Genomic DNA, 15,360 nt, shown 5'->3' on the forward strand with positions numbered 1-15,360 from the left:
GGTTTTGGCATGTGCCTCTTCAGGATGCACACTTAACCACCAGGCCTGCTGGTTGGCATCGACCAATACACAGTGTCTCGCTAATTCTAACGCCATGCCATCCAAGCCTAACTGCTGAATCATATCCATCCAAGCCTGCACAGGTTGCGATTGGTTTGTGCTACTTGAACCACCAGGCCTGGTAGACATTAAAACAGGTTCTGGCGTTGGTTGCGCTTGATTATTCCCAGCTAGCTCTGCAGGTTCCTCAAACGCTGGCATCCAATCTGTCTGATTCGACACTTGAGGTGTTACCGACTGCATAGGATCCGGCTGAACAGACGTCTGAACCGGTGCGATATCAGCGGATGGCGGTGCGACTGAGTTAGACATGGTGTTACTTGTCAAATGTGTAGGTTCAGACTCCGCAACCGCTGTAGTTTCAATTGGCGCACTGACAGCCGGTGTGGCGACACTAGGCGCTTGCACACGCGCTTGCAGATCAGGAAACAAACTTAAGTCGGCCACCGGTTCAGCACGACTTGGCTCGACTGGTTTCGAAGCCGCGGGCTCATGGGCTTGTGCCGCTTGCGGAACCGATTGAAAATTGGGTGGCGTTTCATTTACTTGTGCCGCTTTCAACAATTCGGCGACACTTTGACGCCCGCTGGCAGAAGTTTGTGCTGGTTTCGGTGCGGTCGCTGCTGGCTGTTTCAGGCCTGGTTGTCCACCTAATGAAGCCGAACCGCCTGAGCTTGGATCAAACGCTAGCATACGCAATAAGGTCATTTCAAAGCCGATACGAACATCGGGGGCTAATTTCATATCTTGGCGCGCTAACAAGCCAATTTGATAAAGTAATTGAACTTTTTCAGGGCTTAAACGCTTGGCAAAATCGGCCAGGATGTCGGTTGGCAAGAGTCCATCTTCCAGCGCTTCGCCCAAAATCTGCGCCTGAGCGATTTGATGTAAGACCTCTAACAACTGATTCACTAAGGCGACATAATCGACCCCTAAACTCGCCAGCGTTTGTAATATTTGTTTTACCTGTTGCGCTGAGTCTTCGCTAAGCGCTTGTAAAATGGCCTGAACCAGCCCTTGATCGACTAATCCTAACATTGAGCGCACGGCTTCAAACTGAATCTGACCACCACAATAAGCAATCGCTTGATCCAATAAACTCAAAGAATCACGCGCCGATCCATCCGCGCTTTTTGCAATTAACGCTAACGCATTAGGCTCATAATCCAGCTGTTCTTGTTGCAAAATATGAGCAAGATGATTTTGGATCTGAGTACTGGTCAATCGCAACAAGTTGAATTGCAAACAACGCGATAAAACAGTAATCGGTAACTTATGTGGATCCGTCGTCGCGAGTAAAAACTTTACGTGCTCAGGTGGTTCTTCTAGTGTTTTTAACAAGGCGTTAAAACTGCTTTTGGACAACATGTGCACTTCGTCAATCAAATAGACTTTATAGCGCCCTTGAGTCGGCGCATATTGCACATTATCCAGAATCTCACGAGTATCCTCGACCTTAGTGCGAGAGGCGGCATCGACTTCAATCAAGTCGACAAAACGCCCGTCATCGATGGATTGACATACCGAACACTGCCCACAAGGTGTTGATGAAATGCCTTGCTCGCAGTTGAGGGCTTTGGCAAAGATACGTGCAATCGTGGTTTTACCCACCCCACGTGTGCCGGTGAACAGGTAGGCGTGATGCAAACGTTGCTGGTCTAGCGCATTCGCTAAAGCCTGCATAACGTGGGTTTGGCCCACCAGTTCACTAAAGTTTTTTGGGCGCCACTTACGTGCTAATACGGTATAACTCATGAAGGCATCCAGAATCAGAATTTAGACTATTTTAACGTGCTTTAAACTTGGGCGGGAGGAAAATATGGAGGCAACGCTACCCGCCTTACCTCGGCGCACGCATCAGAAGGTACCGTTGCTTCCTTCCGGACCTGGCGGAGTTCCCAACTTAGCGTCGCGAGGGGACGAATAGCGTCACCATAGTGAAAACTTTTAAATAGCAGAGCTAGTTAAAAAGTGGGCTTATTGTAGCAGAAAGCCGAATCAAAAACACAGACAATCAGTCAGCCTGTACCTGAATCGGCTTTAAATGCCAGATATCTCGATTATATTCGCTCATGGTGCGATCAGTTGAAAACACCCCGCTACGCGCCGAATTCATAATACTCATAGTCACCCAACGTTCGGTATCTTGATAGGCTTGTGCAACCTGTTCTTGAACCTCGATATAACTGCGAAAATCGGCCAGGGTCATCCATTCGTCTTGTGGGTTTTTAATGGCCGCTAAAATAGCATCAAAAATACCAGGTTCAAACTGATTAAAATGCCCCACTTCCAACAGGTTTAATACCGCCTGTAAGTCGGCATCGTTATCAATGTATGTCTGTGGTTGATAACGACCAATCAAATCCTGCACCTGCTCGGTTTGCAAACCAAACAAAAAGAAATGTTCATCGCCAACCGCTTGTCGAATTTCAACATTTGCACCATCCAAAGTACCAATCGTGACCGCACCGTTCATCATAAATTTCATATTACCGGTGCCAGAGGCTTCTTTACCGGCGGTAGAAATTTGTTCGGATAAGTCCGTACCTGGACAAATCACCTCCATCGCCGAGACACGGTAGTTTGGAATAAACACGACTTTAAGCAAATCGCCAATCTCCGGGTCATTATTAACCACTTGAGCCACATTATTGATCAGCTTAATAATGGCTTTCGCCATCTGATAACCCGGTGCCGCTTTACCACCAAAAATCACCACACGAGGCGTCATATTTTGATTATCGCCGCGTTTAATGCGGGCATATAAATGAATTACGTGTAACGCGTTCAGTAGTTGACGTTTGTATTCGTGAATGCGTTTTACCTGCACATCAAACATCGCCTCAGGATTCACGACTAAACCCGTATCTTTTTTGATTAAGTCGGCTAAACGCTGCTTGTTTTGCAGTTTCACCTGGGTCCATCTTTGGCGGAAATTCACATCCTGCAAATAGGTTTCTAGCTGACTCAGTTGACTTAAATCAGTCACCCATTCTTCGCCAATCGTTTCATTCAATAAGTCGCGCAACCCTGGATTACAACCGGCTAACCAACGACGTTGGGTGACGCCATTGGTTTTATTATTAAAGCGTTCTGGCCACAGCTGATAGAAGTCGTTAAACAAGCCTTCTTTTAGCAATTGTGAATGTAGCGCAGCGACGCCATTGATTGAGAAACTGCCGACAATGGCTAGGTAAGCCATACGCACCATGCCGTGCTCATCAAAAATAGACAATCGACGCTGACGCTCCATATCCCCTGGCCATTTTTGTGCGACCTGGGCTAAAAAGCGACGGTTAATTTCTTCAATAATCTCGAGTGGACGTGGCAGCAATTTACGCATCAAATCAGCTGACCATTTTTCAAGCGCCTCAGGTAATAAAGTATGGTTAGTGTAAGCCATGGTGTGGCTCACAATATCCCAAGCCTCATCCCAAGCCATGTGTCGTTCATCTACTAATAAACGCATGAGTTCCGCTACGGCTAAACTCGGATGGGTGTCATTTAACTGGAAAACATTCGATTCGGCAAAACGTGAGAAATCCGCATTATGATGTTTAACCCACTGCTGAACCACATCTTGCAAACTGGCCGAAACTAAAAAATACTGCTGTCGCAGACGGAGTTCTTTGCCGTTTTCGCTGGTATCATTTGGATACAACACCATCGTTATATTTTCGGCTTCATTTTTGGCGGCGACCGCTTCAAAGTAGGAGCCGGCATTAAACTCCGACAACTTAAATTCTTCATCCGCCGCCGCATCCCATAAACGCAAGGTATTGACCGTGTGATTTTTGTAACCGGGAATCGGCACATCAAATGGCACCGCCAGCACTTCTTCGTCGTTTTCCCAGTGTACAATTAAATGTCCGGTATGCGGGTCAGTATAAGGTCGACAATAGCCGCCAAATTTCACGGTTCGCGTGTATTCTTGGCGTTGAACTTCCCAAGGATAAAAACCAAAACCTAACCAGTGATCAGGCTCTTCAACCTGAAAGCCGTTTTGGATACGCTGGCGAAACATGCCATATTCATAACGCAAGCCGTAACCCATAACTGGCAATTGCAAGGTCGCGCAACTGTCCATAAAACAGGCGGCTAATCGACCTAAACCACCGTTACCTAAACCCGCATCAATTTCGGCTTCTTCAATTTCTTCGATGGATAACCCTAATTCACGCAAAGCTTCGCCTGCCTGGTCCTCCATCCCCAGGTTGAGCATATTGTTGACTAAGGAGCGTCCGATTAAAAACTCCATCGACAAATAATAAGCGCGTTTGCTTGTATTCTCACGATAACGCAACCAGGTCTGCTTCCAGTTGCCCATTAAACGATCGCGCACAACATAAGCTAACGCTTTTAGTTTATAGTCAACTTCGGAAGTGAGTTCACGCCCAAGATTATTCTGTAAATAATGTAAAAAATCGGTTTCTAGGCCGGCCTTATCGTTGGTAAGACGCTTGCGAACTCGCTTATTTATCGCGTCCAAACTGGTTTGTTCTTGCTGGCTCATCTAAAGCTCCTTAGCATACAATTTGATATAGTCCTGAGCGCTTTTTTTCCAACTAAAGGCTCGCTGCATCCCCGTTTTTTGTATTTGCTGCCAACTGCGTGGCTTTTTGTATAAACTCAGTGCTTGTAAAATCGTGGCGCGTAATGCATGCGGATTTGGGTCAAAAAACATAAAACCCGTGGCGGTTTTATCCGCTAGGGTTTGTTTGGTGGTATTAACCACTGTATCAATTAAACCACCAGTATGGTGAACTATCGGCGGCGTGCCATAAGCTAAGCTGTACATTTGATTCAAACCACAAGGTTCAAAGCGTGATGGCATTAAAAACATATCCGCGCCGGCTTCAACTTGATGTGCGAGGGTTTCGGAATACCCAATATGAACAAATACCCGACCTGGATAACGCCCAACTAAGCGGGTTAACTGCTTTTCAAAATAGTCTGAACCCGACCCGACAAACACAAACTGAACCGCATGGTTATCTATAATGTCAGGCAAAGCTTGTAAAATTAAATCGACGCCTTTTTGCTCAACCAATCGGCCAACAAAGCCAATCAAGGGAATATCCAAGTGAGCTTGTGGTTCACTATCACCCAACAAGGTGAGTAACAATTCCTTGTTGCGTTTTTTGGCACTCACCCGACCTTTGTCGACCGAATAGTTGTAGGAGATATATTGATCCGTAGCTGGATTCCATTCTTGGTCGTCAATGCCATTAATAATACCCACCAAACGCCCTTGTTGTTGGCGCTGATTTAACACACCTTCAAAGCCATAAGCGTACTCTGGGTAACAAATTTCTTTGGCATAGGATGGACTCACGGTTGTGACCCAGTCAGCCATTTGAATGCCCGCTTTAAGCATCGACATTTGGTCGTAAAACTCAATGCCTTCGATCGTCCACCATTTCCAGGGTAGTTTCAAACCTTCAAATAGGCTTTTGGGGAAATACCCTGCATAAGCCATATTATGAATCGTAAACAAGCTGCGAGGTTTTGATTTTTCGAGGCTTAGCAAGGCCGGAACCAAGCCGGTTTGCCAGTCATTTGCGTGCACCACATCTGCTTTCCAGTTTAACCCAACTCGATCCATCGCAATTTCGACCACAGCTTTTGAAAATACGCCAAAGCGTTCACCATTATCCCACCAGTCTTTGCCATCGGCCGCCAGATAAGGATTACCTGGCCGATTAAACAGCTCAGGAATATCCACCAGAATAACATTGGCTTTCAATTCGGCGACTTTCGCGCTTAACAGCCGAACTTTAAGACGACGCCCAGCGCCATCTAATTCAAACTGAGAGAGCACACTGACTTTACTCACCTTATCCAATACGGCTTGATAAGCGGGCAATACCAGTTTTACTTGGTGACCCAGTTCGACTAACGCGGTGGTTAAACCACCGGATACGTCCGCTAAACCGCCGGTTTTTATTAATGGATGCGCTTCAGAGGTGGCAAAAACTAACTTCATATTCTTTGGATTCTCTAACTTTTGTGTCACGCTTTAACCTTAAGTACCAGGCCTGGTGCTTAAGGTTGGTGTTTTAATACAATAAAACCAAGTGGCGGCAATACCAATTCAGCCGATGCAGTACGGTTCATGCAAGCTTGATTGGTGGCTTCAAGCCAGCCCTTGTTTCCCATATTGCTGCCGCCATAAATGGACGAATCGGAATTGACGATTTCTTGATAACGCCCCGCCTGCGGCAAACCAAGCCGATAAGCTTCGCGTGGCACTGGCGAAAAATTAAACACACAAATCAAGCATGCTTTCTCAGAGCGACGTTCAAAGCTCAAAATAGAATGTTCGTTATTGTCGCAATCAATCCATTCAAATCCTTTGGCTTCAAAATCATACTGGTGCAAGGCGTCTTCGTCTCGATATAAGTGATTTAAATCTTTCACCATTAATTGCACCCCGCGATGGTTGGGGTAATCGCATAAATGCCAAGGCAAAGCTTGCGCTTCTGACCACTCTGACCAGGGACCAAACTCTGACCCCATAAACAGCAGTTTTTTACCTGGGTGTAATATTTGATACCCCAGCAACAAACGTAAATTGGCCATTTTCTGCCAGTCATCCCCTGGCATTTTGGCGGCCAGCGAACCTTTTAGGTGCACCACTTCGTCATGCGAAAGCGGCAATACAAAGTTTTCACTATAAGCATAAATTTGACTGAAAGTTAATTGGTTGTGATGATAAGGGCGATAAATCGGATCTCTCTGGAAGTAATCCAACGTATCGTTCATCCAACCCATATTCCACTTCATCGAAAAACCTAAGCCTCCCATCCAAGTTGGGCGCGACACCATTGGCCAAGAAGTCGATTCTTCCGCCATCACCAACGCACCCGGTTGCTGGGCATGCACTTCGGCATTAAGTTGCTGGATAAACGCCATCGCGTCCAAATTTTCTCGGCCACCATGAATGTTGGGCAACCACTCACCCGGTTCACGTGAATAGTCCAGATAAAGCATCGAAGCGACCGCATCCACACGCAAACCATCCAAATGAAACTCTTTTAACCAAAACAAGGCATTCGCGATCAAAAAGTTTCGGACTTCGTTGCGGCCAAAGTTAAAAATATACGTGCCCCAATCGGCGTGTTCACCTAAACGCGGATCTTCGTGCTCATATAAAGCCGTACCGTCAAAACGCGCCAGCGCAAAACTGTCTTTTGGAAAATGCGCCGGCACCCAATCCAAAAACACACCAATGCCATTTTGGTGGCAGTGATCGACAAAAAAGCGGAAATCATCTGGTGAACCAAACCGACTCGTGGGGGCATAATAGCCTGTCGTTTGATAACCCCAAGAGGCATCATAAGGATGTTCGGTAATCGGCAAAAGTTCGATATGGGTATAGCCCATCCACTTTACATAATCGACTAAACGATAGGCCAGCTCACGATAATTTAAAAAGCCGCCCGCATCGTCACGTTGCCAAGAGCCCAAATGTACTTCGTACACGTTAATGGGTTGGTGTGCCCAATCAAAACTGGCACGTTTCTCCAACCAGGCTTGGTCGCCCCACTGGTGGTTAGATTGTTCAACATAACAGGCGGTATCAGGACGTAACTGCATCGCACGCGCATAAGGATCGGACTTGGTCATAATCCCACCACTGGTGGCGTTACGAATTTCAAATTTATAATGATCACCCGGCATTAAACCCGGAATAAACAGTTCCCAAACGCCCGAACTACCGCGAGAACGCATCGGATGACGCAAACCATGCCATGCATTAAAGTCCCCTACCACTGATACACGTTCTGCAGACGGCGCCCAAACCGCAAACTGCACGCCCTGAATACCTTCAATTATTTTGGGGTGTGCGCCCATATGTTCATAAATTTGCCAGTGATGACCTTCGGCAAATAGGTGTAAATCTAATTCACCTAATTGCGGCGCAAAGCTATAAGGACAAACTGAAGTATGAGTTCGACCATCCGCTTCTTGCCACTCAAGCGCATAATGTGGGGCTAAATCCTGATACTGCTGGTGAGTTAAATATGCTTCAAACAACCCACTGTCGGTTAAGGCTTGCATTGGATACTGGCCGGCCAAAGTCACATGAGTTGCGCTCGGCAACCAGCTTCGAATCAGCCAATTCGGGCCCTCTTGCGAGCGACCTAATAGTTGAAACGGATCGTGTAATCGCCCTTGCTCTAAACGCGCTATTAATGATGAGATTGAGTTCATTCTTTTAATGCTCTTTGGGTGTCATTTAAACGTTGCGTTTGTTTAACCCACTTATAAATTCGTTTTTCTAAATCATCAGGCAGGTCATCCCAATCAAACTGCCAGCGCCAGTTTTTTTCAGTGGTACCCGGGATATTCATGCGGTGTTGCGAATCGAGTCCTAACCAATCTTGCATGGGGATGATCACACGCTCCGCGGGCGACTGCATTGCCGCCAGAATCAAGGGCCAAGGCCAATCTCCAGCTTGGCTTGGCAACTGTGATAACACCCAATCCTGCGTGCTGGGTTCTAAACTTTTAAACCAACCCAAGCTGGTGTCATTATCGTGAGTGCCAGTATAGACGACCGAATGTTCAACCAAACTATTCGGTGCATGAGGATTGTCGGGTAAACCGCTAAACCCAAAGTGCAACACCGACATGCCGGGCAAACCGAAACGCTGTTTTAACGCTACCACTTCTGGCGTGATAATACCCAAATCTTCCGCCACTAAAGGTAAAGGATCAAATTCTTGCTGTAAAAAACTCAGCAAAGCCTCACCCTGGGCTTTGACCCAGTTACCATTCATAGCAGTCGGCTCGTTGGCATTAATTTCCCAACTGGACTCTAAGCCCCGAAAATGGTCAATTCTTAGTAGGTCAAATTGACTCAACGCATGCTCAATACGCCGACGCCACCAATTGAATCCATCTTGTTGCATCGCCGACCAGTTGTAATGTGGGTTCCCCCAACGCTGACCGGTTTGCGAGAAATAATCGGGGGGCACACCAGTCACCACATAGGGCTGCAGGTTTTCATCTAACTTAAATTGAGATGGATTCGCCCACACATCCACACTGTCGAAAGCGACAAAAATGGGCATATCACCAAACAGTTCAACCCCCTTATCATTTGCATCACACTTTAGTTTTTGCCATAGATAGTCGAGATAAAACTGTTGTTTTTTAATCTGTCGCATCGCTTCAGCATGTTGGTCGGCAAATTGGCTAAGCGCTTGTGGCTCGCGAAAACGATAAGCTTGCGGCCAATCCGACCAGGCCTGGTGGTTAAATTCTTCGCGCAGTAGCATAAACAAAGCATAATCTTCTAACCAATGGGGCGGCGTTTCTAGATAGGCTTCAAAGGCTTTTTTGTCGAGTTGTTTTTGCCAGTTTTTAGGCAACAACTTGGGGTTTAATGCAAAAGCCGACAAAGCTTGATAGGGTGAGTCGTCATCATGCGGTGCGGTTAAGGGCAGCACTTGCCAAATCGACAAGCCGGCTTTTAGCATCCACTCTAAAAACAACCAGGCCTGGTAGTCGAGGACGCCACTGGGTAAGGAGGTCGGGTGCAATAACACGCCGGCGGATCTGGTCATAACATGCCTCTTTTATTCATTACCTTGTTTCGCTGTCGATGTCTCACATTAGATCAGGTTCAATTTCGACGCATCGTACCGGCATTCTCCATCTGACCGCCACCTTGTGAAATAGGGATCGCTAAGTCGGTTGGAATCGGCACCTTAAGCAACTCGTAAAGCTTTTCTAAATGACGGCGATAAAGTTGATCAAACTCTTTTACACTCTCACTCGGGTTGTAATCGCCAAACCACCAAAACCAATCTGAGCCTTCGCATACCGCTAACTGTTCCGTCGCTTGTGAAGCTTCTGATTCACTGAGTTCGCCACTTTGTAAGACTTGGTCATAAACCGCCTTAGCTTCAACCAATAAATCCCAAGCTCGGTTTTTTTCTGGTTCTCCAATCCAAGTCGAAAACGAACCATAAACCCAGCTACCGGCTTTTAAACTGGGTAGATGACGCACTGTCACACCTTGTTCCAATGCCTCACTAAAGGTCGTCATTTGGATAGTTGGGTGATGCGTTAATCGGTCATATAAGGCGGTTAAAAAATGAAACGCATTATCAGGGTAATATTCCCAAGCATTTTCACCGTCCAGTATCACGCTCACCACATGCTCTTCGACCTGATCACCCAAGAAATTAGCGATATTAGTTAAATGCTGGGCAAAGTCATTCGCCGCATCACCAGGGTTCCAGTCTTTGTACTGAAAGCCAATTAAATCCGACAAACCATCATCGCGAAAAAAAATCGCACAATTTTGGGTCGCATGTTGTAAAGGCTGATAAAGCGCACGTTTAGACGCCATGTCATGCGTATCCAAATGCGAAGCTTCGCAGGAATGGCGCCATACACCTTCGCCAGAAGCCGTCCATTTAATCCCGTAATGATCCAATAACCCAATGGAAGCACTACTGATCGCGCCTTCGGATAACCAAACCCCTTGCGGTTTGCAGTCAAAATGATTTTCAAACACCTCTAGACCGTGTTCCATATGCCAACAAGCGCGCTCATAACCGCCAGGGTAAGCAGGAGATTGTGGCGCAGGCGCATTGGGTAAAGCGTCACGCATCGAATCAAAATCAATTAATAACGGCACAATCGGATGACCATAAGGCGTCATCGACAGCTCTATTTGATTACGTTCCATCAGGCGGCGATATCGAGGAATAATAGCCTGCAAATTATCCGCCATCGCTTCAATCAATAAACGTTGATCGGCTAAATCAAACCCTTTCTGTTTATGCAGCAGTTGCTGAATACGTGCATCCTGCTGACGCACACTCACCCCCGTCCAGGCTAAGTGATACCAAACCAGTAAATCCACATAAAAACCATCGTTTAAATACATTAAGGTCTGGTCATAGGCCTCGCTATCAACCGCAAAAGGACGAATCATGTCAATCAAGTGTCGAAAGGCGGGTAAAGAGTCAATCATGGTAGGAGCAAACGCTCGCTGACAAGCTTGCACGAGTGTTTTGCGCGCCGCTAAATCTTGTGGGATCAGTTCGATTCCCGCGAGCAAGTTTAAAAAGTCATCTGGCATGGGTTGTGCGTTGGATAACCAGGCCTGCATTTTTTCAGCATAATCATCCAACTGTTCAAGTAACACTGGCGCAAAGTTGACCACCACTTTCGCTTCGGGATTGGCTTCCAAATAGGCCACCATATCGGTGTAGTCTTTGATTGCATGCAAATACACCCACGGCAATCGATAACGACCGTCTAAGCCATCTCGATAATGGGGTTGGTGCATATGCCAACATAATACGACTTTAATTTTTTTTGTGTGTTCCAAAACAACCTAGCCTTGTTTATTGAAAATAATAAACCAACATTAGCGCGTAAAGTGTTCGGACTGCCCTAACATATCAGGCGTAATTAACACTAACCCATGTTCGTCTACATAAAACCGCTTCGCATCTTCTTCGCGGTTTTCACCAATGACGGTACCAGAGGCAATCACACAGCCTTTGTCGATAATCGCATTTTGAATTCGACAGTTACGGCCAACCTCTACACGAGGCAATAACACCGAGTCTTTTACCAAACTGTAGCTGTGTAAAAAACACCCGCTCGAGATCACAGAACGCTTAACACGTGCACCCGATAAGATACAACCGGCCGACACCATCGAATCTATCGCTTCACCGCGACGCCCTTCGTCATCAAAAGTAAATTTAGCCGGCGGCAGTTGGGCTTGATAAGTCCAGATTGGCCAATCACGATTGTATAGGTTTAAATCTGGCGTGATGGAGCATAAATCCAAACTGGCTTTCCAGTAGGATTCTAAGGTACCGACATCACGCCAATAAACTGGCTCACCTGCTTCATCAACAAATGGATAGGCACGCACATGCCATTCATCAATAATCGCGGGAATAATGTCTTTACCAAAGTCATTGGAGGAGTTGGGATTGTCATGATCTTCAATCAATTTTTGGAATAAAAACTCGGTTGAGAAAATATAAATCCCCATGGATGCTAAAGCCCTGTCGGGCTTGCCTGGCATGGCTTCAGGGTCTTTAGGTTTTTCGGTAAATTTTGTAATACGATAACATTCGTCTACCGACATCACCCCAAACCCAGTGGCTTCCATGCGTGGCACTTCAATACAACCGATTGTCACATCGGCGCCAGAAGCGGCATGTTCGACCAACATCTTACTGTAATCCATCGAATAAATATGATCGCCACCCAACACCATCACATATTGCGGGGTATGACGTCGCAATATATCTAAGTTTTGATAAAGCGCATCCGCCGTGCCTTTATACCATTCTTTATCCACACGCTGTTGCGCCGGTAATAGCTCAACAAATTCTCCAACTTCATAACGCATAAAACTCCAGGCACGCTGCACATGACGAATTAAGGAGTGGGCCTTATATTGGGTCAGTACACCAATTTTACGAATTCCGGAATTCACACAGTTAGACAGGACAAAATCAATAATGCGATATTTACCGCCAAACGGTACCGCTGGTTTGGCGCGCCAGCGCGTTAAATCTTTTAGACGACTACCTTCCCCACCCGCCAACACCAGGGCCAGTGTTTTACGAGTTAAATCCGTTGCCGATTTTGTTTCGGTGTAGTTTTTCATAACAACCTCATACCAATCTAACGTTAAATTAATGCTGTGCCCTAATTATTCGAAACGGCTTTATTAAACTGGGCGATTGAAGCCGCCGATGCATTTAAGGCAAAACGTGCATAATTGGTGGCGCCTTGCAAACCTAGGGATTCATCCATAACCAGATAAATAGGTGTTTTTTGCACCAAAGAGGCCATTCGACCTTTATGATGCAATGCGTCCAAAAAACTATTTTGCTGCATCCATGATCTTATCTTACTCGCAATTCCCCCCGCAATATACACACCGCCATAAGACGGCCACAATAAAATCAAATTACCAATATAGGCACCGTAAATTTCCACAAAGGTTTCAATTGTTTTTTGCGCGATGAAATCGTTCTGCTCAGCCCGTTTTTGAATTGTTTCTGCGTTCAACCAGGCCTGGTGATTATGGTGTGACAAGCCTGCATAAAACGCATATAGCGTTTCTAGTCCGGCACCCGACAAAATGCGTTCATAAGATACATGTGGCCAGATGGACCACAACCATTTAAGCAGAGTCAGCTGATCGGCATTGATAGGCGCAAAATCCATATGTCCACCTTCACTCGCTTGCGGAACATAACGACCTGTCTCAAAAACGATGGGCGACACACCCAGCCCTGTTCCCGCGCCAACCACTAAGCGGTGCGCATGCGGGCGCTCTTGCCCTGTTTGCAAACAGCATCGTTGCTCGTCGCATAAAGTCTCAATGCCATAGGCGGCGGCTTGGAAATCATTGATTAATTGAAGCGTTTGAATCGAACAATCGGATTGAAGCTGATCGGCATCTACCACCCAAGGCAAGTTGGTTAAATTGACTCGGCGTTGTTGAACTGGGCCAGGCAAACCTAAACAAGCATAGTCGTAGTGTGAAATGTGATGTTGATGAGAAAAATCGAGAATAATGTCGCGTAAGGATGAAAAAGCCGCGCTATCGTACACCGCCTCTATGACGAGCGGATTTGAACTTGAATCATCCAGCGCCCGAAGCCGTGATCGAGTGCCACCAATATCGCCTGCTAGAATCAACATCCCACCCCCATCGACTCTATTAACCGCTAATAAGAAATGAACGCGTTATGAAAACACCTGATCTAGGCCCTCACATAACAAGTGATTGATTAGACTATGCGCTTCTTGAACTCGGGCAGTTTCATTTGAATTCACCTGAAATGCCAAATCGGCTTCCGCCGATAGCAAACTAGGTTGCGCCCCAGTTAAGGCGGCACAAAACACGCCCATTTTTTTGGCCTGTTGTTGAGCCAACACCACATTTCGACTATTGCCGGACGTTGATAAACTCATCAAAACATCGCCGGGTTTGGCAAGCGCTTCGACTTGACGAGCAAACACGCTTTCAAATTCAAAGTCATTCGTGTGTGCCGTTAATATTGAGCTGTCAGTGGTTAAGGCAATCGAGGCCAAAGGGCGACGGTTTTTGACATAACGCACCATCAATTCGGCGGCCATATGCTGTGCATCAGCGGCGCTGCCACCATTGCCACACCACAGAACCTTACCACCGGTTTGTAAACTCCGGACAACCTGCTCGATTAACGAATTAATGCGATCGGTCTGCGCAAACACCGAGTCAATTGCTTGCAAATGTTGTGCTCGCGCCTGATCAAAATCAATCACAAGGTTTCCTCCGACTGTGCAATCCGCTCAATAATATGACTGGTTGAAAAGCCATCCCAAAAAGACAGAACCTCAACTTGCCCACCCGCGTCCCAAACACATTGCGCACCCGCGATTTGTTCGGGCAAATAGTCGCCGCCTTTAACTAAGACATTCGGCCTAATTTTGCAGATTAAACGCTCAGGTGTTTGTTCGTTAAACGGTACCACCCAGTCCACACAACTCAGCGCAGCCAGTAATTCCATACGGCTTTCTAACGGCACGACCGGACGACTTGGGCCTTTTAAGACTTGTACCGATTCATCGCTATTCACCGCCACAATTAAACGGTCGCCCAACTTAGCCGCCTCATTTAGATAACGCACATGACCACTATGCAAAATATCAAAACAGCCATTAGTAAACACCACTTTTTCACCCTGTGATTGAGATTGCGTGACTAGCTCCAACAGCTCGTCTTCACTTGGCGCGACATAACCTTTATGGCGCATTACCGTTTGTAAATAATTATCTAACTCGGCTTTAGATACGGTCGAGGTGCCGACTTTGCGCACCACAATACTCGCCGCCGCATTCGCTAAATGGGTCGCGTTTTGCCAAGTTAAGCCCGCCGCCATAGCGGTCGATAAGGTGGCGATAACCGTGTCACCCGCACCGGTCACATCAAACACTTCTTGTGCTTGAGAACGTAATAAATAAGGCTTGGCTTGCTTGGAAATTAACGCCATCCCATGTTCACTTCGTGTCACCAAAAGGGCTTGTAAATCCAGTTCTTCAATTAAATTTTGCGCCTTATTAATAAGGGTGGTTTCGTCAGCACATTCCCCCACAATCAATTCAAACTCCGATTGATTTGGTTTAATCAAGGTCGCACCTTTGTAGCGGCTAAAATCCTGCCCTTTTGGATCTATCAAAACCGGCACACCGGCTTCACGAGCGGCTTCAATCATAGTCTCAATATATTGCAATGAACCTTTCGCGTAATCG

Annotated in this window: 10 protein-coding genes and 1 other RNA gene; all 11 read right to left on the reverse strand. The window is 46.5% G+C overall.

From position 1 onward, the window contains the following. A partial coding sequence (dnaX, locus tag VIM91_RS08565; RefSeq protein ID WP_331864404.1) for a DNA polymerase III subunit gamma/tau occupies nt 1–1,815 on the reverse strand: 1,815 nt, incomplete at its 3' end. A gap of 74 nt (nt 1,816–1,889) precedes the next feature. Then, an RNA gene (gene ffs / locus VIM91_RS08570) (signal recognition particle sRNA small type) lies at nt 1,890–1,986 on the reverse strand. 88 nt (nt 1,987–2,074) lie between these two features. Further along, a complete protein-coding gene (locus VIM91_RS08575) occupies nt 2,075–4,573 on the reverse strand; it encodes a glycogen/starch/alpha-glucan phosphorylase (RefSeq protein WP_331864405.1) in 2,499 nt (832 codons plus the stop codon). Beyond that, nucleotides 4,574–6,046 carry a glycogen synthase GlgA gene (gene glgA, locus VIM91_RS08580; RefSeq protein WP_331864412.1) on the reverse strand — a complete coding sequence of 491 codons (1,473 nt, stop codon included), beginning with the start codon at nt 6,044–6,046 and terminating at the stop codon, nt 4,574–4,576. A 59-nt stretch (nt 6,047–6,105) separates the two neighbouring features. Next, complete coding sequence (glgB, locus tag VIM91_RS08585) at nt 6,106–8,277, reverse strand: 1,4-alpha-glucan branching protein GlgB (RefSeq protein WP_331864406.1); 2,172 nt, start codon at nt 8,275–8,277, stop codon at nt 6,106–6,108. After that, nucleotides 8,274–9,635: a 4-alpha-glucanotransferase gene (gene malQ, locus VIM91_RS08590; RefSeq protein ID WP_331864407.1), complete on the reverse strand. Its 1,362-nt coding sequence runs from the start codon at nt 9,633–9,635 to the stop codon at nt 8,274–8,276. The genes glgB and malQ overlap by 4 nt, the downstream gene beginning before the upstream one ends. A 59-nt stretch (nt 9,636–9,694) precedes the next feature. Next, entirely contained in the window at nt 9,695–11,374 is a 1,680-nt protein-coding gene (locus tag VIM91_RS08595) for a glycoside hydrolase family 57 protein (RefSeq protein WP_331864413.1), read from the reverse strand. Between the two features lie 81 nt (nt 11,375–11,455). Continuing rightward, a complete protein-coding gene (glgC, locus tag VIM91_RS08600; protein ID WP_331864408.1) occupies nt 11,456–12,721 on the reverse strand; it encodes a glucose-1-phosphate adenylyltransferase in 1,266 nt (421 codons plus the stop codon). Between the two features lie 41 nt (nt 12,722–12,762). Beyond that, complete coding sequence (glk, locus tag VIM91_RS08605) at nt 12,763–13,767, reverse strand: glucokinase (RefSeq protein ID WP_331864409.1); 1,005 nt, start codon at nt 13,765–13,767, stop codon at nt 12,763–12,765. Nucleotides 13,768–13,812: 45 nt separating this feature from the next. Beyond that, nucleotides 13,813–14,373, reverse strand: a complete 561-nt coding sequence (locus tag VIM91_RS08610; protein ID WP_331864410.1) for an SIS domain-containing protein — start codon at nt 14,371–14,373, stop codon at nt 13,813–13,815. Continuing rightward, on the reverse strand, nt 14,370–15,360 hold a 991-nt coding region (rfaE2, locus tag VIM91_RS08615; protein WP_331864411.1), incomplete at its 5' end, for a D-glycero-beta-D-manno-heptose 1-phosphate adenylyltransferase. The genes rfaE2 and VIM91_RS08610, both read right to left, overlap by 4 nt.

The organism is Thiomicrospira sp., assembly GCF_036568485.1.
Taxonomy (GTDB): Bacteria; Pseudomonadota; Gammaproteobacteria; order Thiomicrospirales; family Thiomicrospiraceae; genus Thiomicrospira.

Bases quoted from the DNA above. Each gene is read 5' to 3' on its own strand.
- VIM91_RS08575 (WP_331864405.1), bottom strand. From the start codon at position 4,573: ATGAGCCAGCAAGAACAAACCAGTTTGGACGCGATAAATAAGCGAGTT.
- glgA (WP_331864412.1), bottom strand. From the start codon at position 6,046: ATGAAGTTAGTTTTTGCCACCTCTGAAGCGCATCCATTAATAAAAACC.
- glgB (WP_331864406.1), bottom strand. From the start codon at position 8,277: ATGAACTCAATCTCATCATTAATAGCGCGTTTAGAGCAAGGGCGATTA.
- malQ (WP_331864407.1), bottom strand. From the start codon at position 9,635: ATGACCAGATCCGCCGGCGTGTTATTGCACCCGACCTCCTTACCCAGT.
- VIM91_RS08595 (WP_331864413.1), bottom strand. From the start codon at position 11,374: ATGCACCAACCCCATTATCGAGATGGCTTAGACGGTCGTTATCGATTG.
- glgC (WP_331864408.1), bottom strand. From the start codon at position 12,721: ATGAAAAACTACACCGAAACAAAATCGGCAACGGATTTAACTCGTAAA.
- glk (WP_331864409.1), bottom strand. From the start codon at position 13,767: ATGTTGATTCTAGCAGGCGATATTGGTGGCACTCGATCACGGCTTCGG.